Here is a 23,188-nt window from a genome sequence, read left to right on the forward strand (position 1 = left end):
ACACCTAAAATTGATTCGCGGCAGGCAGGACAAAATTCACCCGTCACTTCAGCTCTTTACACCCCAAACGACTGAATAAGGAATTGCTGAAACGCCAGCGCTGCCTCTGAAAACGTTGCATCGCGTTTCCACAACATCCCCGCATCCATATGTGGAATAGTGTCCAGCACCGGACGTGCTTCAATCCGTTTTCCTTCCAAAGACCAGGGGCGATACACCATATCTGACAGCACAGTCACGCCAAAGCCATGTCCAACTAACCCGCGCAATGCCTCAATCGATCCGGTTCGCATCACAATATTTGGATGCAATCTATTTTGCCGCCAGTAGTGCAACGCCGAATGTTCGCCTTCATCCGTGGTTAATAATAAATACGGAAATTCAGCGATATCTTTCAGCGAAGGCGAGCGAATCAGTGCCAGAGGATGCGTCGGTGCTACCCATAATTGCCGTCTTGATCGTACCAATACTGCATGACCGAAGCGATTTTGCCGCTGCACATTCGACAAAATTACAATGCCGATATCGACCTCGCCAGCTAACACGGCATCCTCGATATCCAATCGATTCATATCCTGCAATTGAATCTCAACATCTGGATAACTGGCCCGAAACCGCGCCATTTGATCTGGTAAAAAATATCCTAGCAACGTGTACGAAGCCGCAATTTTTACCGTTCCTGATAGCGATTTTTCTTTAAAACGTGGGCTGTCTACAGCATCCCGCACCGACTCCAAAATATGCCGCGCATGACGCAAAAAATCTTGACCCTCGGGCGTTAACGAAACGCCTTGCGGCAGCCGGTCAAACAGCCGCACGCCCAACTCATCCTCAATCGCTATCACGCCATTGCTGATGGTGGATTGGGAGACGTTTTCTTGAATGGCGGCTAATGAAATTTGTCCGGCTTGCGCCACTGCCACAAAATAACGAAGTTGCCTGAGCGTAAGATTGGATGCCATGCGTTTTTCCGATACTGGGTATGCTTATTTGTGGTTTTACGGAAGATTAACGCATAAATATACTGTTCTCCTAATTAAAAATTAAGAGGCAAGCCGCGTGAATTCTCCACTGTCGATCCCCATGCAGGAAGCTTTGTCCGCGGTTTCTCTTGAGGATAAATATACCGTCGACAAAGGTCGCGTCTACATCAGTGGAACGCAGGCGATTGTCAGATTACCGATGTTGCAAAGGCAACGCGATCAGTTGCAGGGTCTGAACACAGCAGGCTATATTTCGGGCTATCGCGGTTCGCCACTTGGTGCGGTCGATTTGGCATTGTGGAAAGCAAAAAAACACCTATCGGAAAATAGCATTGTCTTTCAGGCAGGCGTCAATGAAGAGCTTGCCGCCACCGCCGTTTGGGGTACGCAACAAACAAATTTGTGGCCGACCGGTAAGTACGATGGCGTGTTTGGGATGTGGTACGGCAAAGGCCCCGGCGTAGATCGATCCGGCGATGTTTTTAAGCATGCCAACTCTGCCGGAACGTCTCCGCATGGCGGCGTGCTGTTGCTGGCTGGTGACGATCATGCGGCTAAATCGTCGTCTGTTGCGCATCAATCTGAGCATGCGCTGATCGCTGCCGGGATTCCTGTGCTCTATCCGTCTAGCGTGCAGGAATACATCGATTACGGTTTGCATGGCTGGGCGATGAGCCGCTATTCAGGCTTGTGGGTTGGTATGAAATGCGTCACCGATGTGGTTGAATCGACAGCTTCGGTTGAAATGGACCCAGAGCGCGTCAAGATCGTTATTCCTGAAGATTTTGTGATGCCTGCCGATGGCGTCAGCATTCGCTGGCCAGACCCGCCGCTGGCGCAAGAAGCCAGATTATTCGACTATAAATGGTATGCAGCACTGGCCTATGTCCGCGCCAATAAACTTAATCGCGTCGTGATCGAATCGCCGGTTGCTCGCTTTGGCATCATGACTGCTGGTAAAGCTTATCTGGACGTGCGTCAGGCGTTGGTAGAGTTGGGGCTAGACGATGAAACCTGCGCAAAAATTGGGATTCGCTTGCTCAAAATCGGTTGTATCTGGCCGCTGGATGCGCAAGACGCCCGCGCCTTTGCGACCGGATTGGAAGAAATTCTGGTGGTGGAAGAAAAGCGTCAAATTCTTGAATATGCCTTGAAAGAGGAGTTGTACAACTGGCGCGATGACGTGCGCCCAAAAGTGTATGGCAAATTTGATGAGCGCGATAATGAAGGCGGCGAATGGTCGGTGCCGCGTGGCGACTGGTTGCTGCCAGCGCGTTACGAGTTGTCGCCCGCGTTGATCGCCAAAGCGATTGCGACACGGCTGGCAAAGGCCGATCTGCCCGAGGATATCCGCGCACGGATTGCGGCGCGTATCGCGATTATCGAAGCCAAGGAATACGAAGCCAGCAAGCCTCATGCCGTCACCGAGCGTCCGCCGTGGTTTTGTTCAGGATGCCCGCATAATACCTCGACCAAAGTGCCAGAAGGATCGCGTGCGCTGGCGGGAATCGGTTGCCACTATATGTCGATGTGGATGGATCGCAGCACCGAAACGTTCAGTCAAATGGGCGGCGAGGGCGTGTCTTGGCTGGGCCAGATGCATTTCACCCATGACAAGCATATTTTTGTGAATTTGGGGGATGGCACGTATTTCCATTCGGGTTTGTTAGCCATCCGCGCTGCGATTGCCGCCAGTGCCAACGTTACCTACAAAATTCTGTTTAATGATGCCGTCGCGATGACTGGCGGTCAGCCGGTCGACGGGATTCTGACCGTGCCGCAGATTGCGCATCAAATGCATGCCGAAGGCGCCAAGAAGATCATCATTGTCACCGATGAGCCTGAAAAATACACGACCGACGTTAAATTGCCAGAAGGCGTGACCGTCCATCATCGCGAACAATTGGATGATCTGCAACGCGAACTGCGCGATATGCCGGGCACGTCGATCTTGATTTATGACCAGACTTGCGCGACAGAAAAACGTCGTCGCAGAAAACGCGGTACGTATCCAGACCCGGCGCGGCGCGTGTTTATTAATGATGCCGTGTGCGAAGGTTGCGGCGATTGTTCGGTCAAGTCCAACTGTCTATCGGTGGAGCCGCTGGGCACGCCGCTGGGCACCAAACGCAAGATTAATCAGTCTTCCTGCAACAAGGATTTTTCTTGCGTGACGGGTTTTTGCCCTAGTTTTGTGACGGCAGAAGGCGCGCAAATGCGCAAGCCGGTGGTCAAGGCCAAGGGTAACGGCGCAACGCCAAACTTCACTACATTGCCGCGTCCGATCATTGCGCCGTTAGAGACTGGATATGGCATTTTGGTCACCGGCGTCGGCGGGACGGGCGTGGTCACCATTGGTGGTTTGCTAGGGATGGCAGCACATCTGGAAAACAAGGGCGTGACGGTATTAGACATGGCCGGGTTGGCACAAAAGGGCGGCGCAGTCGTCAGCCACATCCAGATTGCACCTACGCCAGACGCGATTTATGCGACCCGTGTTGCCACCGGTGAGGCCGGATTGATCATCGGTTGCGATGCGATTGTGTCGGCGTCGGCAGATGTTTTATCGAAGACACGGCGCGGTATCACCCGCGCCATCATCAACAGTGAAAAAACGCCGACAGCGCAATTTTTGACGAATCCGAACTGGTCTTTCCCTAGCGCAGAAATCGGCAGTGAATTACGTCAGAGCATCGGCGAAGGTTGCGAATTTTTAGATGCAAATCAATGCGCGCTGGTGCTGCTGGGCGATGCGATTTATGCCAATCCTTTGCTGCTCGGTTATACCTGGCAAAAAGGCTGGGTTCCGCTGGCCTACGAAAGTATGATTCGCGCTATTGAACTGAATGCGGTCGCGGTTGAGAAGAATAAATCCGCCTTCGATTGGGGCCGTTATCTGGCCGAACATGGCGCTGCCGTGCTGGCAGATATTATGGCACCAGCGAACGAAACCGCGATTGTTTTACATATGCCGGAGTCGCTCGACAAGTTAATCGCTTATCGCCAAAAGCTGTTAACCGCCTACCAGAATCAGGCTTATGCCGACCGTTATCTGTCAGTAGTCGAACGTATCAGGGCCAAGGAAAAAACCTTGGACGGCGGACATTCATTGACGACGACGGTTGTCCGCAATCTAGCGAAATTGATGGCTTACAAGGATGAATACGAAGTTGCTCGACTGTATTCAGCACCGGAATTCCTTGAAAAAATGCGCTCGCAATTTGAGGGCGAACCGGGCAAGGATTATCAACTGAAGTTTCATCTTGCGCCGCCGCTGATGTCTAAACGCAATAATCAGGGCGAGTTGATTAAGCGGAATTTTGGTAGCTGGATGTTGCCTGCATTCCGATTGCTGGCGAAATGCAAAGGTTTACGTGGAACGTCGTTCGATATTTTTGGCTATACCGAAGAACGTAAAGCCGAGCGTGCATTGGTTGAGGATTACATCGGCTTGATTAACGAGTTGTCCGGTTCATTAACCAGCGACAACTTAGATCTGGCGATAAAACTAGCCAACATTCCCGATGATATTCGCGGCTTTGGGCATGTCAAAGAACGCAACATGGCCGCCGCCGATAAAAAGCGCACGCAGTTGTTAGCCCGTTATCGGCATCCAGAAAAAAGCGTCGTCGCAGCTTGATGTCGCGCTGATATTTTTGCGTCAGGCGGGGGCGGGCGAGATTCGATGGCTGTTGATTGTTCACGAATCGTTTGCTGAAAACGCGCTAAGCGCGTCGTTCCCGACCTGATGGGTTCTGTCGCGTTAGCAAGGACAAGTCGGATTTCTAGCTGGCGGGTGCACCGGCCTTCAAACTCGACGGATTTTTCCCGCTAATGCATAAAATTGGTCCGCAAAAGTCATCTCATCGGTGCCTTCCATCATGAGCTGGCTTTTACGGATCATGTGCATGAGTTCAATGCGGGCCAAGATGTGTTTGGCGGACCGAAATGATTTGAAGTTGAGCATCGGCTTGGTCACGCGCTTGATGGCCCGATGGTCATGTTCGACGATATTGTTGAGGTAGTTGACCTGCCGAACGACCATCGGAATGTCCATGCCGGCATTGATCTCATCAATCGCCGCCTTGTTGGCGCCGCTTTTATCCATCGTGACTTTTTCAGGAACGCCATGAGCTTGCGTGGCCTTGTTGAAAAAACGTTTCGCAGCGCACTTGTCCCGCTTGGCCGTCAATAGAAAGTCGACCGTATTGCCGTCCTTGTCCACGGCCCGATAGAGATACCTCCAGACGCCTTTGACTTTTATATAGGTCTCGTCCATTCGCCAGCTTCCGCCAACCGGCCGCTTGTGTTTGCGGAAAGCCTTTTCAAGTAACGGCAGAAACCGGATCGCCCAGCGATTGATCGATGAGTGATCGACAACCACGCCGCGTTCTTCCATCATTTCTTCCAGGTGACGGTAACTCAATGGGTAGGCTGCGTACCAACGGATGCAGACCAGAATCACGTCGATGGGAAATCGCATTCCTTTGGTTTTGAGCATGTCGGTTCGCCCTTTTTTCAAAGACAGCAGTCTACCTGAGCGGCTCGATGACTTTGCTCAACGCGACAGAACCCGCATACGCAGTTGATCTATACCGATCCGATGGCGCATGCCGGCGAAGCGGAGGCCGAAGGCGGGCGTCTGACGGCACCGATGCCGGGAAAAATCGTCGCGATTCACGTCAAAAAAGGTGAAATTGTCGCTAAAGGTGCGCCGCTGTTGGTGATGGAGGCCATGAAAATGGAACATACCATTTCAGCCCCAAGCGCCGATGTGATCGAAGAATTGCTGTTCGAAGTGGGTGATCAGGTGGCTGACGGTACGCAGTTACTGACGTTAGTCGCGCAGTAATCCAACCCGTTTAGGATGCTTGTTTCCGGGGCGGGGATGCCTGCTATTCCCGCCTTTTATTCCCGTTTTAAGAGATTATCGCCACACACAAGCGCAAACAAGCGTGGAATAATAGGCGCGGCAAAACAGTTGCCATCACCTACCAGACCATGATTAAAAAAACTAGCGTTGCATCCGGCATTCCTCGTACTTCCACCATCAGCGATGTTGCGCGGGAAGCGAAGGTGGGCAAGACCAGCGTCTCGCGCTATCTCAATGGCGAAATGGATGCGTTGTCAGAAGATTTACGCAAACGTATCGCCGCCGCCATCGAGAAGCTGAGCTTTCGGCCGAATCAAATGGCGCAGGGCCTCAAGCGTGGGCGCACGCGTCTGATCGGCATGGTGGTCGCCGATATTACTAATCCCTATTCAGTAGAAATCATGCGCGGGGTGGAATCGGCCTGTCAGCAGCACGGCTTTATGTTGATGCTGTGTAATTCGGCCAACGATTTGAAGCTGGAACAGCGTTATCTGGCGTTGCTGACCAACTATCGGGTAGAAGGTTTGGTCATCAATCCAATTGCATTGCCAGAGGAAGATCTGGAAGTGATACAGCGCACCGGCGTGCCAATGGTGCTGATTGATCGCCGCGCCGATCGGATCAAATGCGACATGGTGGGGCTGGATAACGATCAGGCCGCCAGTCTGGCAACCCAACATCTGATGGATCAGGGCTACAGCGCGATTCATTTCATCACCGAACCCATTGGATTTATTAGTAGTCGGTTGGAACGTCAACGCGCTATGCACACCTTGGTCAATGCCAGCGGCGGCGCATGTATCGGCGTGACCTCGGAGGTGGATTTGAGTGATACGCAAACACTGGATGCGGCATTGCGATTATGTTTGGCAGACGCGGCGCAGCGCCACACGGCTATTTTGGCAAGTAATGGACGGGTGTTATTACGGGTCGCGCTGGCGTTGCGTGAACTTGGGGCGCAGTGGCCGAAAGATGTCGGATTGCTGGGGTTTGACGATCCGGAATGGGCCGGTTTGGCTGCTGCGGATGTTTCCAGTATTCGCCAGCCAACTTTTGACATTGGCCATGCGGCGGTCGAATTTTTGATTCAGCGTATCGAGGGCGCGACGCCAGCTGCGCGGGTCTTGAGTTTTCCAGGCGAGCTAAAAGTGCGCAGCTCAACATTGCCAGTGATATCACCAAAAAAAACTTGACGAAGGGTTTTTTACCGACTATCTTGGAATCGGTTCCAAGCTATTTTGTTTGATATTTCTTTCTAACAAGCATAGAAAATCTGACAACTTAGGTTTAATTGTAATTATTTTTGGAATCGGTTCCAAGTATTGCAGCAGCATTAAAACCATGAAAATTTAAGCAAATAATAATAAGAATTGCAACATCTACCGCAGCGAGCCATATCAGGCCGCCGGTAAATTAGGAGACAGTTTTGCCATCACCACACATTGTTGTTGTCGCTTCGGCGTACGGCGCGGATAACGTCATCAAACACGGTCATGCCGAGATAGTGCCCATGGCTGCGGCTGCCGGGGCCGATGGCATTGAAATCCGGCGTGAACTATTCCACGATCCTCTTTGCACTACCGATGCTGCGTTACGGGCGTTGGCAACGCTTATCTGCGAGCACAATTTGCATGCCGTGTATTCTGCGCCAGCATCGTTATTTCTCGAAAATGGTCAGTTGAATCTGGCCGAACTTGGCGCATTGTTGCGTGAAGCTGAAGCACTGAATGCGCGCTCTCTTAAACTTCAGTTCGTAGACTATTCCGGCGACTTTGACGTCGCTGATTTGCGCGCCGTTTTAGCGACGACCAAGGTCGCGTTGCTGGTTGAAAATGGACAATTGCCGACTGGTGGACGCATCGCCGACTTTGCGCATTTTTTCGCCCGTTGTAACGCGGCAGATGTTGCGGTCAGCATGACTTTTGATATCGGCAATTGGCGTTGGACTGGCGAAGATCCCTTACAGGCTGCGCAGCAACTCGCATCGTATGTGGATTACATCCATTTCAAAGGCGTGCAAGGCGAAGGAGTGCGTCGATTTGCTGCTGTCCCCGATGCAGAGACGCTGGCCTATTGGAACGCCTGTCTGGATGTATTGCCGAACGAAGTTCCACGCGGGATTGAATATCCGCTGCCGAAAGGCGGCATGGTCGCCGTTGCCAGACAGCATGTATTGCAATTGCGTCAGTTGCAACAAGTAAGTACGGTCTAAACAGATAAGCCCGGCGCTGACAGTTTAAAAAAATCACACTATAAAATTCAGTTGGAGAGTTGTATGCAAGCACTTGATGTAATCACCTACGGCGAAGCGATGGCCTTATTCGTGGCGACTGAAACCGGCGATCTGGGTGATGTCACGTCCTTCGTCAAACGCGCCGCTGGTGCAGAGCTAAACGTGGCGATCGGGTTAGCCCGTTTAGGTTTTAAAGTTGGCTGGGCCAGTCGTGTCGGGGCTGATTCTTTCGGCCGCTTTGTGTTGAAAACACTGGCGGATGAAAATATCGATACCGGCGCAGTGACTGTTGATCCCCAATACCGTACTGGCTTTCAGTTGAAATCCCGCAGCGACGACGGCAGCGATCCGCAAATTGAATACTTTCGGAAAGGCTCGGCAGCCAGTCATTTGTCGTTGGCGGACTATAACGCTGACTATTTTGGCGCAGCACGTCATCTGCATTTGTCTGGCGTCGCACCGGCAATTTCTGAAACGTCGTACACGCTGGCGCTACATATTGCGCAAGAAATGCGCGCCGCTGGAAAAAGTATCAGCTTCGATCCTAATTTGCGGCCAACGTTATGGGCTTCGCGTGAAATTATGATTGCGCGCTTGAATACGTTGGCTTCCTACGCTGATTGGGTCCTGCCCGGCTTGGCGGAAGGACGGATTTTGACAGGGCTGGATACCCCGCGTGAGATCGCCGATTTCTATCTGGCGCAAGGTGCAAAAGGCGTCGTCATCAAGTTGGGCGAAGAGGGCGCTTATGTCCGCACCGCAGAACGTGAATGCACCATCGCCGCGCAACCTGTTGTAAAAGTGGTCGATACGGTCGGCGCGGGCGATGGCTTTGCAGTCGGCGTGATTAGCGCATTGCTGGAAGGCCGCGATATCGCGTTTGCAGTAGAGCGCGGGAATCGCATCGGCGGCATGGCGATTCAAGTGATCGGCGATAGCGAAGGATTGCCGACGCGGGCCAGACTGGCGCAAGAAGAGTTATTAGTTGCCTGAGTATGATCGTTTAAAAAATTTCGTAAGTCCTCAATAAGAACCTTAAAAACAATCTATCTAAGAGAAAATCATGGAGACAAAAAAATTAGCAGCCCGGCGTTGGTGGTATATCATGCCGATCGTTTTTATTACCTATAGTCTGGCATATCTGGATCGCGCCAACTATGGCTTTGCAGCCGCTGCGGGAATTAATACAGACCTTGGTATTACGCATGGCACGTCATCGTTAATCGGTGCGTTGTTCTTTCTGGGTTATTTTTTCTTTCAGATTCCAGGCGCAATGTATGCCCAGCGCGGCAGCGTCAAGAAAATGATTTTCTGGAGCTTGATTTTGTGGGGTGCCTGTGCTGCGTTGACTGGGATGGTCAGCAATATCCCCATGCTGATGGTGATCCGCTTCACGCTCGGCGTGGTGGAGGCCGCGGTAATGCCAGCGATGCTGATCTACATTTGCAATTGGTTCACCAAAACGGAACGTTCGCGTGCGAACACATTTTTGATTCTGGGTAATCCGGTGACGGTCTTGTGGATGTCAGTGCTGTCGGGTTATCTGGTCAACAGTTTCGGCTGGCGTCATATGATGATTGCAGAGGGTATCCCGGCGATTATCTGGGCGGTAATTTGGTGGTTTGTGGTGCAGGATAAACCGGCTGAGTCGACTTGGTTATCGCCGGAGGAAAAGGCGGATATTAAAGCGGCGCTGGATAGCGAACAAGCAGGGATGAAGCCGGTGCGTAATTATACCGAGGCATTCAAGTCGCCAGCAGTGATGAAGCTTTGCGCGCAGTATTTTTGCTGGAGTATTGGGGTGTATGGATTCGTTTTGTGGTTGCCGTCGATTTTGAAGAATGCTTCGGCGATTAGTATGGTTGAGACGGGGTGGTTGTCTGCGGTGCCTTATCTGGCTGCGATTATTGCGATGTTGTTGTCGTCATGGGCGTCGGATAAATTGCAGAATCGGAAGTTGTTTGTCTGGCCTGCTTTGTTGATTGCGGCGATTGCTTTTCTGGGGTCGTTTTTGATTGGTAGTGGGCATTTTTGGTGGTCATATACTTTGTTGGTGATTGCTGGGGCCGCTATGTATGCGCCATATGGGCCATTTTTTGCGATTATTCCGGAGTTGTTGCCGAAGAATGTCGCTGGTGGTGCGATGGCGTTGATTAATAGTATGGGGGCGTTGGGGTCGTTTTTGGGGTCGTATGTTGTGGGTTATTTAAATGGGGCTACTGGTAGCCCGATGGCGTCGTATTTGTTTATGGCTGGGGGATTGTTAATGGCGGTGGTGTTGACTTTGTGGGTTAAGGGGCCGGTTGAAGTTAAGGCTGTGGGTGGGCAGTTGCGTTCGGCGTAAGGGTTTGGTTCGGTTAGTCGGTAATTGAAATGCTATGTTCTTCGCGGTTAGTTCGCCGGGGGTGCCTAGCCGAAGCAAGAAAAAGTGACTACCGGTCGGGCTACCGCCGACAGAGCCTCTACGGAGCGCAAACCGTTTCAATTACCACTCAATCTAAACCACACCAAAAATTAATCATGCAATCTAAAATCATCCTCTACAAAAAAGTCTCCAACGACGTCCTGGCGATGCTAAAAGCGCGCTTCCAAGTAACCCAGTTCGATACCATCAACGCTACCAACCACGATGCCTTTATCGCCGAGTTGGCAACCGCCGAAGGACTCATCGGCGCCAGCGTAAAAATTGACGCCGCAATCCTCGACGCAGCCCCCAACCTGAAAGCCATCTCAACAATCTCCGTAGGCATTGACCAATTCGATCCAGCCGACCTAACCCAGCGCGGCATAGTCCTGTTAAACACCCCTGATGTCCTGACGCAAACAACCGCCGACACCGGCTTCGCCCTAATCTTAGCCACAGCAAGACGCGTAGTAGAAATGGCCGACTACGTCCGTGCCGGAAACTGGAAACATAGCATCGGCCCCGACTGTTTCGGCACCGACGTCCAGGGAAAAACCCTCGGCATCATCGGCATGGGCCGCATCGGCGGTGCAGTCGCCCGCCGCGCCGCACTCGGCTTCGGCATGCGCGTGCTATATACAAACCGCTCCCCTAATCCCGCCGCAGAACAAGCCTACAGCGCCAGGTTCACCGCACTAGATGACCTGCTAAAAACCGCCGATTTCGTCTGCGTCACAGTCCCGCTAACACCAGAAACCCAAGGCATGATCGGCGCGCGCGAATTAGCACTAATGCCTGCCCACGCCATTTTGATCAACATTTCACGTGGCAGCATCATCGATGAACCCGCATTAATCGCCGCACTAGAAAAAGGCCAGCTACGCGGTGCCGGGCTAGACGTATTTGCCCAAGAACCCGTATCCGCAGACTCCCCATTACTACGTATGAAAAACGTCGTTGCGCTGCCGCACATCGGCTCAGCCACACACGAAACCCGACACGGTATGGCCGTCTGCGCAGCGCAAAACCTTATCGACGCACTAGATGGAAAAAAGTCTACTAACGCAGTAAATCCCCAACGTTAATAGACCAAGAGTTGACTGAAACTGCGTGAACAGGCAACCAACCTGTCACGCCACCTTCAACACAGCTTCCTCCGGTTGACTGCGCAATAGTTCCGCCCGACGAAGAGCATATTTCTTAATCGCCTCCGCCTTCACCGGACCAAAACCACGAATATCCTGTGGCAATGCCGCCAGCAAAATCGCCTGCGAAAGATTGGTCGCTGTAATAGTCGAACACAGCTCCTCTATCTCCGAAAAATACTCCGCAACCAGACGGCGCTCATGCTGACGCTCGATGTTATAGCCAAATACATCCAGTGGCGTTCCCCGCAAGCCCCGTAGCCGCGCCAGAACATTAAACGCAGACAAAATCCAAGGACCGAATTTCCGTTTCTGCGGCCGTCCTGTAGCGGGATCAATTTTAGAAATCAATGGTGGCGATAACCAAAGAGAAATTTTCTTGGAATCTGAAAACTGACCCGCAAGAGAAGCCTTGAATTCAGCGCTGGCATACAGTCGTGCTACTTCGTACTCATCCTTATAAGCCATCAATTTATACGCACTGACCGCCACCGCATGGGTCAATTCTTCGCTAGTCGAGATAGCCTTTTCAGCCAAACGCACACGCTCTACCAGCGCCCGATAACGCTCTGCATAACCAATATTTTGATACGCAATCAAATCCTGAAAACGACGTGCAATAAGTTGATCCAAAGTTTCAGCAATGTCAGCGACGGCATTGCCATCCAGCATCAACAAAGTCTCTGGACTAGCAGCAGCAATCCGCCCCCACGTAAAGGCACGCCGATTCAGCGCCACGGCCGCACCGTTCAATTCAATCGTCCGATCGATCGCCTCAAACGATAACGGCACCAAGCCTTTTTGCCACGCATAACCTAACATCAACGTATGCGTCGTCACCGTATCGCCGAAGATTTTCTGGGCTAGCGCACCGACCTTCAACGAATGAAAGGCGCTATCCGCACAACGTTGACTCACCCGGTCTACCATCCGCTGCACGGGCAGGGTTGCATCGCGCTCGGCAATCACGGCGGAGGTTGGTGTCTCATCCAGATTCAATATGGCCGCTGTGCAAGTCGGCGATAGTTTGATCAACGTATCGGCAGCCGACGCCACGACCAGATCCGCGCCCAACAACAAATCGACCGATCCCGGTCCGATCCGTACCGCGTAAATATCTTCAGGCGATGCCGCAATCCGCACTTGACTAACAACCGCGCCATTTTTCTGCGCCAAACCAGTGAAATCGAGTACCGTCGACCCTTTGCCTTCCAGATGCGCGGCTCCGCCCAGTAATGCGCCCATCGTCAACACGCCAGTGCCGCCGATACCGGTAACCAGCACGTTGAATGTGCCGGAAATGGCAGGAATAACCGGCATAGGCAGCGTTGCAGCGACGCTTGTTTCCAATGCCAGAAGTGGCGCGGCATCGGGCTTTCTCAAGCGTGCACCTTCAACCTCGATAAAGCTCGGGCAGAATCCTTTCACGCAAGAAAAATCCTTGTTGCACGCGCTTTGGTTAATCTTGCGTTTGCGGCCAAAAGTGGTTTCTAGCGGCTCGATGGCGATGCAGTTGGACTGCACCGAACAGTCACCGCAGCCTTCGCAGACGCGTTCGTTGATAAACAGGCGTTTATCTGGGTCTGGCATTTCTTTGCGTTTACGTTTGCGGCGTTTTTCGGCGGCGCAGGTTTGCTCATAGATAATGGCGGTGACGCCCGGCATCTCGCGCAAGGCGCGTTGCACAGTATCCAACGCGTCGCGATGGTGAACCACGGTGCCTGCGGCGAGATCCTGATTACCATCCCAACGACGCGGATCTTCGGAGACAAGGGCGATATGGCTGACGCCTTCTGCGTGTAGTTGGCGCGTAATCCGCGCTGGGTCGATCAAGCCTTCTGCCGCCTGACCGCCGGTCATGGCGACCGCGTCGTTATATAAAATCTTGTAAGTTACATTGGTTTTGGCGGCAACTGCGGCGCGAATCGCCAGCAAGCCTGAGTGCTGATAAGTGCCATCGCCAAGATTCTGAAAAATATGATTAACCGCAGAGAACGGCGCGGCACCGATCCATTGCGCGCCTTCGCCACCCATTTGGCTAAACGTTTTAGTCTTCAATTCGGGTTGCGCCAATGCCATCACGTGGCAGCCGATACCGCCACCGGCAACCGAACCGTCAGGTGTTTTGGTGGAGGTATTGTGTGGGCAGCCGGAACAGAAGTAGGGCGTGCGAATCGGGATGACCGCTGCGCGCACCGGCTTGTGGCGTGCTTCCAGCGCGATCAGACGTTCATGCAGCATTGGCGCGATATCTGGTGCAGCTTCGACCAGACGGGCGATCAGTTTACGGGCGACTAATAGCGGCGTGAATTCAGATACCTCGGCCAATAACGGCGCGCCATCTGGATCGGTTTTGCCGCTGACTTTTGGCCGTTGGTCAGATGCGCGGTGGTACAGCGCTTCTTTGATTTGGATTTCGACCGTGGCGCGTTTTTCTTCGACGACGAATATTTCTGCATGGCCGTCGGCAAAGGCCAGCATGCCAGTTGTTTCCAGCGGCCAGCTCATGGCGACTTTGTAGACCGACACGCCCATGGCTTCCAGATCAGTTTTACTTAAGCCTAAATCTTCCACCGCTTGCATCAAGTCTTGGTGTGCTTTACCGACGGTTACCACGCCGAGTTTGCGGTTTGGTGCGACGATGATAGTACGGTCTAGTTTGTTGGCGCGGGCCCATGCGCGGGCGGCGGGCAGACGTTCGTCTATTAAGCGGCGTTCAAGCTCAGCGCGTTGACCGGGCCAGGCAATGCTAGGGTCCCAGTTCAGGCCGTGGCTTGGGACGATGAAATCGGTTGGCATCACGTAGGAGGGTAATTGACCGATATCAAATGAGGCGGCGGTTTCGATAACTTCAGCAATCGTTTTCAGGCCGACCCACAGGCCGGAATAGCGTGACATCGCGAACCCGGCTAAACCGAGGTCGATGACTTCTTGTACGCTGGCAGGTTGTAAAACGGGTATCGACGCCGATTGAAAAATGCCGTCGGTTTGATGCGGATACATAGATGATTGGGCGGCGTGGTCATCGCCGGAGACAGCTAGTACGCCGCCCAGTGACGAGGTGCCGAGCATGTTGGCGCTGCGGAATACGTCGCCGGTGCGGTCGACGCCGGGGCCTTTGCCGTACCAGACGCCGAACACGCCATCGGCGGTGGTTGCGCCGTAAGCGCTGTGCATTTGCGCGCCCCAGAGTGCGGTGGCGGCAAGGTCTTCGTTCAGGCCGGGTTGAAAGACGATGTCGTGGGCGGCGAGGTCTTTGGCGGCTTTCCAGAGTTGCTGGTCGTAGGCGCCGAGTGGTGAGCCGCGATATCCCGAGACCAGTCCGGCGGTGTTGTGTCCGGCTTGGCGGTCAAGTTGCCGTTGCAGCATTGGGAGCATGACGAGGGCTTGAATGCCGGTGAGAAAGGTGCGTCCTTCTACGTGGGTGTAGATGTTTTTGGCATTAAAGGTTTGGTTGATTTTGGGCATGTTTTGTTTCCAAATGCTGTCTCGGGAAGGTAAGAAATATTACGCTTTCGGGGTTAGTGTTTGGAACCGTAGTTAGCCATTGAATTGGCTATTTTTAGTATAATTGGCTTACTTTTTGTTTAATAGGTAGGTATATATGACTACGATTGATGATTTGGATAAAATCGATCTTAAAATCTTGAAAGAGCTGGCTAAGGATGGCCGGATGGCGTGGAGTAAATTGGGGGAGCAGGTGGGGTTGTCGTTGACGCCGGTTTTGCGGCGGGTACGGGTTTTGGAGGAGGCTGGTTTTATTCAGGGGTATGTTGCGCGACTGGATGAGGGGCGTTTGGCGGGGCGGATTAGTGTGTTGGTGTCGGTGACGTTGGCGTTGCAATCGGAGGAGGTGATTGCTAGTTTTGAGGAGAAAATTGCGTTGGCGCCCGAGGTGATGAGTTGTTTTTTGATGACGGGGGATACAGATTATAGTTTGCGGGTTGTTGTTCGGGATTTGGATGCCTATAACGAATTTTTGACGCGGACGCTGACACGGATTCCGGGGGTGGCGCATATTAAATCTAGTTTTGCATTGAAGACGGTTTTATTTCGGTCATCACCGTTGATATAGTTTTTGGTTATTTTGGTTATTTGATAATTTGTATTAGCTCAGCCTTGACCTGACACAAGCTGTCAGATGAGTTAGAGTTCTCATCCAGCATTACCGCGCGGCGCTCTGTGGTAAAGCTAGAACGAGTCGATGGTACTCGGTACAAACGGCTGCTTAACCCTCTACTTAAAAAAAACGATTAAAAATAGAAGGATTACGACATGTCTAGATGCACAGCACCAGTACACGGCCATCGCACAGCGAGCGCGGCAGCGGCCTGCCCCGCATGTAGTAGCCGCGGCAGCTACCGGTCACATTCATAGGCTAGGGACCGATTTCGACCCGAAGCGGTCTGTCCGTTTTCTCCACATCGGACGCTCGACGCGACCATTTATCCGACAATCATGTGGATGCGATAGAATTTCTCGGACTGTGGGCCGCTAAGAAATCATATCCAGCCAATATCGAGAAAGACCAAATGAAATCCACGCCAAACGTACTTCCCTGGAAAAATACCCCGTATGAGATGGATTGCAATCTTGCGATGGGTCATCTTCTTATGAACCTCCAGCCGCGATTGCAGGTCAATGGCCGTGTCCATGCTGAAACCTATATTGCGGCGGTCGGTGCAATTGCGGGCTACGCTGCGCAGCGCACGCTGTTCGCCGAAACGCCGCCGGTTGTCGGGCGCAACATTCATCGCATAGACACGAAGTCTGGCGAACAGTACTGGTTTGGCGATGCACTGAACAATATGCTCATGCCCAAAACGGAAGCCGATGGGAGTCGCTGCCTATGGTCGTTGGCGGCTGGCGGCGCACTAGGTGCTGGCCTGCAGCCTCAACAAATACCCAATCTCGATGCAATGTTTAAACACGTCGTGTCGACGATTGGCGGAATAAATGAAGGTCGATCTTCAGTTCCTGCTCAGCATCAAGCTCACCTTGCGGCACGAGATCTGCTGAAGCTAGTGTGGCCTTTAGCGCTCACCTGTCTTTCAGGAAAAATTCCTGGTGCCAAGCGCGAATTTGGAGCCGCACCTGTCGCATGGTGGTCTGCCATCGCAGCACAAGCCTCGAATCGCCCTATCCAAGACGTGAAACAAGTGTTGGCCCCCGATATCGCTCTGACGTTGCTTATGGAGTCCGCAATTTATTGCAGCAAACTTGAACAATCGAGTATCGAATCAACGTAGGACCGCTTGGGGCCTGGGTAGCAATGCCTGGGGCATATTGAAACTGTTGAGCACTTTTGGGCGTCGAACCGGCGGCTATTGTTTGCGATATCTATGTAGGTCCGTTGACTGTCGGCTTCTGGCCCAGAGTGTGTAAAAACACAAAAATTCGTTGGCACTATCAATAACGTGTTCGACGACCGCCAACAAAGTCACCAGGGCGGTTTATTCTGACGAGCTTTTCCGACTGCGGCACAAAATATTTTCTGAATGGCGGTCTCAAAACCGCTGCAATGCGGTCCAAATCGCGTTCATTTTCACAGAAAAAGAGTACTTCAGGCCCGCATCTCTCGCATTAATCGACCGATACCCAAGATCCGCATCACACGTTTCAAATTGTAGGCGAGTACATGCAGACTCATCTCGGTTTTGACCCGTTTCAAAGTCTTCGTCAAGAAGTGCGCCGATCCCATCCACAACTTGATCGTCCCGAACGGGTGTTCAACGGTTTGGCGTCGAATTCGCATCGCATCCGGAAAGTGATCCAGGCGCGATTGCATGGCTTCGAGTACGGCCTCGTCCTCCCAACGCGTAACGCGTCGCTCTTTGCCTGGCGTGCATTTGTCCTTGATGGCGCAATTTTTGCAGTCTGAATACCAGTAACGATGGAAGGTCAATCCACGCACGGTGGTGGTCGTGTGCCTAATCAGGCGTTGACCCGCTGGACAGCGATACTCATCGTTCTGCGCGTCGTAAATGAAATCGTCCTTGCCGAATCGCCCGTTTGCAGTGCCGCCGGAGGTGTTGGACTTGGCAACAATGACGGTGATGCCGGCTTTGTCGCACGCCAGAATTTCTTCGCTTTTGAAATAGCCCCGGTCTGCAATGGCAGTCAGCTTCTCGGTCCCAATGGCAGTGCGTGCTTGTTCGGCCATGGAGGACAGCTGCTCCCGATCTGATCCTACGTTGGTGACCTCATGCTCGACAATGATGTGGTGTTTCGCATCGACTGCCGTCTGGACGTTGTAGCCGACCATCCCGGTTCCGCGCGTCTTCATGGAACGGGAGTCGGGGTCGGTCAGGGAAATCTGTCCATCTGGCGCATCCTTGAGCTGGACCTCGATTTCCTTGAGTGCCTGCATTTGTTTCTTGAGGGCGGCAATCTTGTCTTGCAAGCGTACCGTTCTCAATTGGGCTACTTCGGGTTCTTGACGATCGGCGGTGTCGAGGGCCGTGAGATATTGATTGATGCTGTTTTCAATCTCTTTCATCCGCCGTTGCATTTTCTCTTTGGTAAAGTTCCGGTCGCGGTTGTTGACTGCCTTGAACTTACTACCGTCAATGGTGACGAGCGCCTCGGAGAACAGGTCAAGCTTCTTGCATAGCATCACAAACTCGCGAGACGCATTGCGAATCGCCTTGCCATTGTCTTTACAAAAGTCGGCAATGGTCTTGAAGTCGGGTGCCAATCGACCGGTCAGCCACATCAGTTCAACGTTGCGTTGCGCTTCCCGCTCAAGACGCCGACTGGATTGGATCCGGTTGAGATAGCCGTAGATGTAAATCTTCAAGAGCATTGCGGGATGATACGAAGGTCGACCAGTTTCCGCTGGAACGACGCCACCAAATCCAAGCTTGCCCAGGTCCAGTTCGTCAACGAACACATCGACAACGCGCACTGGATTGTGTTCGCTGATGTAGTCATCCAAATGCTCGGGGAGCAACGTGCCTTGCGTGCGATGCTCTCCTTGGATAAAGCGCTTCATCTAGCTACCCCGCCGTTTGATGAGATAGCTAAATAACGTTTCGGGAATAACTTAGTTTACACAGATGGCCGAAAAATGGTGAAAATATAATGCCCAAGGAACGTCGTGTTTTCACACACTCTGGGCCAGTAGCAGACGATCAGGGGGAGGCTGGAACGACCGCTTTCAGGCTGATGGCTGCCGGTGGATGCTCGGCTGTTCAACGACAGTTTGAATAGGGGCCTGTCGTTCAATGGACCGTGCCGACGCGCTGAAAGTCAATCGTTGGTCACTCCGATGGTCCTCGCATTTGACCTTTTGAAGCGAAGAGGGAAATCAGCGCGAAAAGGGCCTCGCAAACGAGGCTTGCGAACTTAAAAGGGGAAGCCATGGAGCAACCGCGGGAAGAGTCCCAAATTCTTGAGGACCTAGCGATGCTAGCCGCATCGCCTGGATACGCTCACGCGATCGCGTACATCTGTAATCGCGACAACGTCATTCACATCAAGGGCAAGCTGAAGCCGTCCGACATGGAACGGCTGTTCAGTAGAGAGCGGCTGATTCGGACGGAATTGACGACGCTGATAGGCTTGATGGTGAAAAAACCGTTGGACTTATCTCCGCAGCCGTGTGAAGCGGTCGAGGGCTACGTCAAGCGCACTGATTCCCTTATGGGAGAGTTGCACGAAGCGATGTCCTTCCCGATGTTCGCTGCCATGTTCGAGGCGGTGAAGGCGGGCACCGAGCCACCTGACCCGTGGCGCGGACCGGGGATGCGAGAGCCCATCTTCTATGGCACCGAGTCAGCCTACGCCTTCCAGTATAGAGACCTTGTGCCCGAAAAGTACGGGGCCGATGACGGTTGGATGCTTAAGACCAAAGGCTTCACGTCCGGCCAGGCGCGAATCTTCGCAAAGACAATGTGCGCCTTGATGGAGGAGAAGGGAACGCGACTCCTCACGGACGCCCGGACTGCCAACGTTCCTCCCGCCACTTGGTTGCCCGCATTTGAGTTCTCGCTGGATGAGGTGGCTTTTCATAGCGGTGTTGCGAAGGAGGTGGTCGAAGCCTTCTTCCGCGCATTCCTCTTCGCGGGGGACAACTCGGGGTTCAAGGAGGTGGGCGATTTCAATGAGGTTGCCGCTCGGCCATTGCTAACTACCGACCGGGGGACCGTGCTCCTTTTCTCGCACTACGCCATATACGAGGCCCTATACGAGTCTCCGTTCTTTTGGATGTGGGACGACAAGCCCTACCGCCCGACAGCCGCCAAGCATCGCGGTGCCTTCACCGAGCAGTTCGCTGCGCGCCGGTTGGCCGGTGTCTTTGGCCGTGAGCATGTCCATACGAATGTGAACCTGCATCGCGGCAAAGACATTGTGGGTGAGGTGGATGTTTTGGTCATCTACGGAGACCGGCTCATTATTGTGCAGGCGAAGGCGAAGAAACTGACCATCGCCGCACGCAAAGGGAACGATAACCAGCTGAAGGCTGACTTTGCTGCTGCAATCCAAGACGCGTACGACCAAGGCTGGACATGCGCGAACGAGATGCTTGCCGGCGGATGTCGGCTGATTGACGACAATGAGAAAGAAGTCGAGCTTCCACCGAGCATCAAAGATGTCTTTCTGTTCAGTCTTGTGTCGGAACACTATCCAGCGTTGGCCTTTCAGGCAAACCAGTCGCTGAAGTTCCAGACTACCGATGTCATCCGACCTCCGTTCGTAATGGACGTGTTCCTTCTCGACACGTTGACGGAGATGCTGACGACGCCGTTGCGACTGTTAGGCTACGTGAAGTTGCGCGTAGCTGTCTCGGACAAACTGATGAGCGGGCACGAGCTGACCGTGCTTGGCTACCACCTGAAACAGAACCTCTGGCTGGATGAGAAGTACGACTGTGTCATGCTCGAGGACTCCGTCGCTCAAGATATGGATACAGCGATGATGGTCCGCAGGGATAACCAGCTTGGCGACGATACACCGGTGGGAATCCTCACGAAGATGCGCGGAACTCGCTACGAGAGTCTCATCAAAGAGATTGAAAGCAGTGCAAACCCGGCAACTCTCGAACTCGGATTTCACTTGCTTTCAATGGACGAAGATACGTGCAGGAACGTCCATCGCATACTCGAGTCCATCACCCGACAAGCACAGCTCGACGGTAAGCGACGCGACGTCACGCTCGCATCGAGCACACAACCTTGCGGGGTCAGCTTCCATTGCAATCCAACGCCATCCCCCGAAGCGATTGCAGTGTTGGAGACACACTGTGCGAAACGCAAATACTGGCAACGTGCGGCGCAGTGGTTTGGTGTCTCTGTGAGCCCGGCTGGGCAAGTCCAGTTCGGCGTCACATTGGACTTCCCGTGGGAAGCCTCTGAAGAAATGGAGCGACTCACAGCCGACATGAAGCCGATGTCTAAAGTGCGGGATGCTTTTCCCCACTATTTGCGAGAAGTCAGCCGCCAGAAACTCGGCCGGAACGACCCGTGCCACTGCGGCAGTGGGCTTAAATACAAGAAGTGCTGCTTGAACTAGTCCGGCGCGCTTGTCCGGGCAACCTGCTCTAGAACTCTAATAACCTATCTCTAACAATCCCTGTATGATTAAGAACGCCTCCGAGCTCCTGACATCCTTCATTGCCGCCGAACGAAAGAATGTTGAGCTAATCAACATGCCACACATGCCCACACTTGGGAGTGCATATGAGGCAATCGCCAATGCAGGCATCGAAAATGAGTTCGTTCTGCCTCCCAACTTGGACCTGCGAGTCGTATCCGGCTTCATCGAAGGCATTCCCAACCAGATAGATGGCATGTTGGTCAGAGGAGAAGGCCAACGCTATGGTTTGACCGACCAGTACATATATCCCATTGAGCAGGTGCTGTGCGTGCTGGAAGTGAAGAAGACGCTTAATAAGTCGGATCTCATTGATGGAATCCAGCATCTGGCTGCGGTCCAGCGACTTTTTAGCCAACGCTTCTCGGCTCGAATTGAGGCGGGGGAAGAGTTTGACTTCCACTTGGCTCGAGAGTCGTACGCGAAGCTTACTGGGCGTGCCGGACCTCGTACCGACGCTGCACTTGACGCCTTGCCCGCTCCGGACAGGCTGCTGTTCGCAACGCTCGCTAGGCATCTCTACGCCCCAGTAACTGTGCTTCTTGGGTTCGATGGTTACGGCACCGAGCATGGGCTTCGAGAAGCTATGGTGGACATCGTCGAGTCTAACCTTGGAAATGACAGCGATACATCGCCCGATCTACTCCCCTCGTTGATTACCGCCGGCACCTTTAGTTTGGTGAAGTGCACTGGTCGTCCTTACCTTGTCAGTGGGCCGAAGGATACATGGGTACTGCTGGCATCTGCCAGGCACAATGTCGCCCGAATCCTCCTCGAGTTCCTCTGGACCAAAATTTCGGTGTTTTGTGAGGTATGCATGCCTTTCGGGCTTGACATGGATCACGAGAACATCAAGGAGCTGTTGTTGGCTCGAGGTGCTTGTAAGGATGAGCGAGTAGGGTTCGAATTGCGGTCTTTTTCCTACTCCGAGAAAAAGCTACGGCGGGCCGCCGTCACGGTTTGGGAGCCAGTTAAACTTAGCGCCGGGGCAATTGCCTTGGCGGAGTTCGTTTTTTTTAAGGGCGGCCGTCTGGAGCTTGAACAATCTCTTGACAACTACATTCAACGCGAGCATTGCGTCGCGTTGGATGATGTCGTTGCAGAACTTGTTGGCACCAGCACCTTCTGCAAGCGAGAGAACACTCTGCAAAAGGTAACAGGCCAAGCACTAATTGCATCGTTTGATGATGGCACTGGCTACGTGGACATGGACGCTGCACGGCTGAGGGCTTGGTGTGATGGACAAGGATTCAAGCCACATTACATGAACCTCATCGACGTCGGCTAGCGCACCACTTTGCCAGAGGAGAATCGTGCCTTGGGTCGTTGTATGAATTTGGCGAATCGAACTACGATCGTTGACATGCTCGGACGACGTCTGGCCGTGATCGTCGCTGGCTAGATCCGCAGCACCCCAAATACTTTTCGTTGGCAATGTGGCTGGTCAACCAGCTCAAGGCCCCCATTGGAGACGAGATCGTAAGTAAAGTCAGCCGGAACGACTGACAGGCATTGCAAAGCGGTCACCTTGATTGTTCGGTCTAATGGCCGTTCCGGGTCAGCTGCGGTCTTACAGGGGGCGGAAACCAGCCGTTCAAAAAGCATTTGTGGGTAGTTGTCTTCTTAATTGGCGAATGGCTGTAATGCGCAGTTGAGCGGCCTCCCAAAATCCTATCAAAGGAAGCCGAATACAGTAGGGGACAATGACCGCCTCATTGATAGCCAACGGCTGCATCCGCTGCTTTGCAGACATTAAAGAAATTTGGATGATCGTCTGGTTTGAGGAAAGCGGACATTTCATCATATCGGTAGTGGCTATTTTGAGATGCCAGTTGGTGGTGACTTTGAAGTGCGAATGAGCGGCTACTTTAATGCGAATAGTCACTCAATCCGCATCGACTTATCTGAACCGGTGCTGCTGACCTGCTGCGCCTGCCCGAGCTGACATGTCCTGTC

General features: G+C 53.0%; 15 protein-coding genes and 1 pseudogene. 11 read left to right on the forward strand and 5 right to left on the reverse strand.

The annotated features are described in order from the left end of the window. Positions 1 to 56: 56 nt before the first annotated feature. A complete protein-coding gene (locus C7W93_RS01310; protein ID WP_108438398.1) occupies positions 57 to 962 on the reverse strand; it encodes a LysR substrate-binding domain-containing protein in 906 nt (301 codons plus the stop codon). A 97-nt stretch (positions 963 to 1,059) separates the two neighbouring features. Between C7W93_RS01310 and C7W93_RS01315 the strand changes: the two genes are divergently transcribed. Continuing rightward, positions 1,060 to 4,623: an indolepyruvate ferredoxin oxidoreductase family protein gene (locus C7W93_RS01315; RefSeq protein ID WP_108438399.1), complete on the forward strand. Its 3,564-nt coding sequence runs from the start codon at positions 1,060 to 1,062 to the stop codon at positions 4,621 to 4,623. Positions 4,624 to 4,791: 168 nt separating this feature from the next. On the opposite strand, the gene C7W93_RS01320 is transcribed toward C7W93_RS01315, so the two are convergent. Continuing rightward, positions 4,792 to 5,484 (reverse strand): IS6 family transposase, encoded by a 693-nt coding sequence (locus tag C7W93_RS01320; protein WP_108438400.1) that lies wholly within the window; start codon positions 5,482 to 5,484, stop codon positions 4,792 to 4,794. 75 nt (positions 5,485 to 5,559) lie between these two features. Between C7W93_RS01320 and C7W93_RS01325 the strand changes: the two are divergent. The 6 genes and pseudogenes from C7W93_RS01325 to C7W93_RS01350 form a co-directional block, all read left to right on the forward strand. Continuing rightward, positions 5,560 to 5,835, forward strand: a pseudogene (locus C7W93_RS01325) (acetyl-CoA carboxylase biotin carboxyl carrier protein subunit); the annotation flags it as partial. Between the two features lie 149 nt (positions 5,836 to 5,984). After that, positions 5,985 to 7,049, forward strand: a complete 1,065-nt coding sequence (locus C7W93_RS01330; protein WP_108438401.1) for a LacI family DNA-binding transcriptional regulator — start codon at positions 5,985 to 5,987, stop codon at positions 7,047 to 7,049. 233 nt (positions 7,050 to 7,282) lie between these two features. Then, positions 7,283 to 8,068 (forward strand): sugar phosphate isomerase/epimerase, encoded by a 786-nt coding sequence (locus tag C7W93_RS01335; protein ID WP_108438402.1) that lies wholly within the window; start codon positions 7,283 to 7,285, stop codon positions 8,066 to 8,068. A gap of 63 nt (positions 8,069 to 8,131) precedes the next feature. Continuing rightward, complete coding sequence (locus tag C7W93_RS01340) at positions 8,132 to 9,082, forward strand: sugar kinase (protein ID WP_108438403.1); 951 nt, start codon at positions 8,132 to 8,134, stop codon at positions 9,080 to 9,082. 70 nt (positions 9,083 to 9,152) lie between these two features. After that, positions 9,153 to 10,433, forward strand: coding sequence for an MFS transporter (locus tag C7W93_RS01345; protein ID WP_108438404.1), 1,281 nt, complete (start codon positions 9,153 to 9,155; stop codon positions 10,431 to 10,433). 176 nt (positions 10,434 to 10,609) lie between these two features. Continuing rightward, positions 10,610 to 11,578: a D-glycerate dehydrogenase gene (locus tag C7W93_RS01350; RefSeq protein WP_108438405.1), complete on the forward strand. Its 969-nt coding sequence runs from the start codon at positions 10,610 to 10,612 to the stop codon at positions 11,576 to 11,578. Between the two features lie 45 nt (positions 11,579 to 11,623). Here C7W93_RS01350 and C7W93_RS01355 read toward each other — a convergent pair whose 3' ends face one another. Further along, entirely contained in the window at positions 11,624 to 15,106 is a 3,483-nt protein-coding gene (locus tag C7W93_RS01355; RefSeq protein ID WP_108438406.1) for an indolepyruvate ferredoxin oxidoreductase family protein, read from the reverse strand. Positions 15,107 to 15,242: 136 nt separating this feature from the next. Here C7W93_RS01355 and C7W93_RS01360 point away from each other — a divergent pair, with 136 nt between their 5' ends. Both C7W93_RS01360 and C7W93_RS01370 read left to right on the forward strand, forming a co-directional pair. Further along, positions 15,243 to 15,713 (forward strand): Lrp/AsnC family transcriptional regulator, encoded by a 471-nt coding sequence (locus C7W93_RS01360; RefSeq protein ID WP_201747137.1) that lies wholly within the window; start codon positions 15,243 to 15,245, stop codon positions 15,711 to 15,713. A 457-nt stretch (positions 15,714 to 16,170) separates the two neighbouring features. After that, positions 16,171 to 16,887 carry a hypothetical protein gene (locus C7W93_RS01370; protein ID WP_146177497.1) on the forward strand — a complete coding sequence of 239 codons (717 nt, stop codon included), beginning with the start codon at positions 16,171 to 16,173 and terminating at the stop codon, positions 16,885 to 16,887. A 314-nt stretch (positions 16,888 to 17,201) separates the two neighbouring features. Here the strand turns inward: C7W93_RS01370 and C7W93_RS01375 are convergent, their stop codons facing one another. Beyond that, complete coding sequence (locus tag C7W93_RS01375) at positions 17,202 to 18,632, reverse strand: IS1182 family transposase (protein WP_108438408.1); 1,431 nt, start codon at positions 18,630 to 18,632, stop codon at positions 17,202 to 17,204. Positions 18,633 to 19,000: 368 nt separating this feature from the next. On the opposite strand from C7W93_RS01375, the gene C7W93_RS01380 reads away from it, so the two are divergent. Beyond that, a complete protein-coding gene (locus C7W93_RS01380) occupies positions 19,001 to 21,151 on the forward strand; it encodes a nuclease-related domain-containing protein (RefSeq protein ID WP_108438409.1) in 2,151 nt (716 codons plus the stop codon). A gap of 64 nt (positions 21,152 to 21,215) precedes the next feature. Beyond that, positions 21,216 to 22,520 (forward strand): DUF6602 domain-containing protein, encoded by a 1,305-nt coding sequence (locus C7W93_RS01385; RefSeq protein ID WP_108438410.1) that lies wholly within the window; start codon positions 21,216 to 21,218, stop codon positions 22,518 to 22,520. 306 nt (positions 22,521 to 22,826) lie between these two features. Here C7W93_RS01385 and C7W93_RS24370 read toward each other — a convergent pair whose 3' ends face one another. Then, a complete protein-coding gene (locus C7W93_RS24370) occupies positions 22,827 to 23,117 on the reverse strand; it encodes a hypothetical protein (RefSeq protein ID WP_146177498.1) in 291 nt (96 codons plus the stop codon). Positions 23,118 to 23,188 lie beyond the last annotated feature (71 nt).

This window comes from Glaciimonas sp. PCH181, from assembly GCF_003056055.1.
Classification (GTDB): Bacteria; Pseudomonadota; Gammaproteobacteria; order Burkholderiales; family Burkholderiaceae_D; genus Glaciimonas.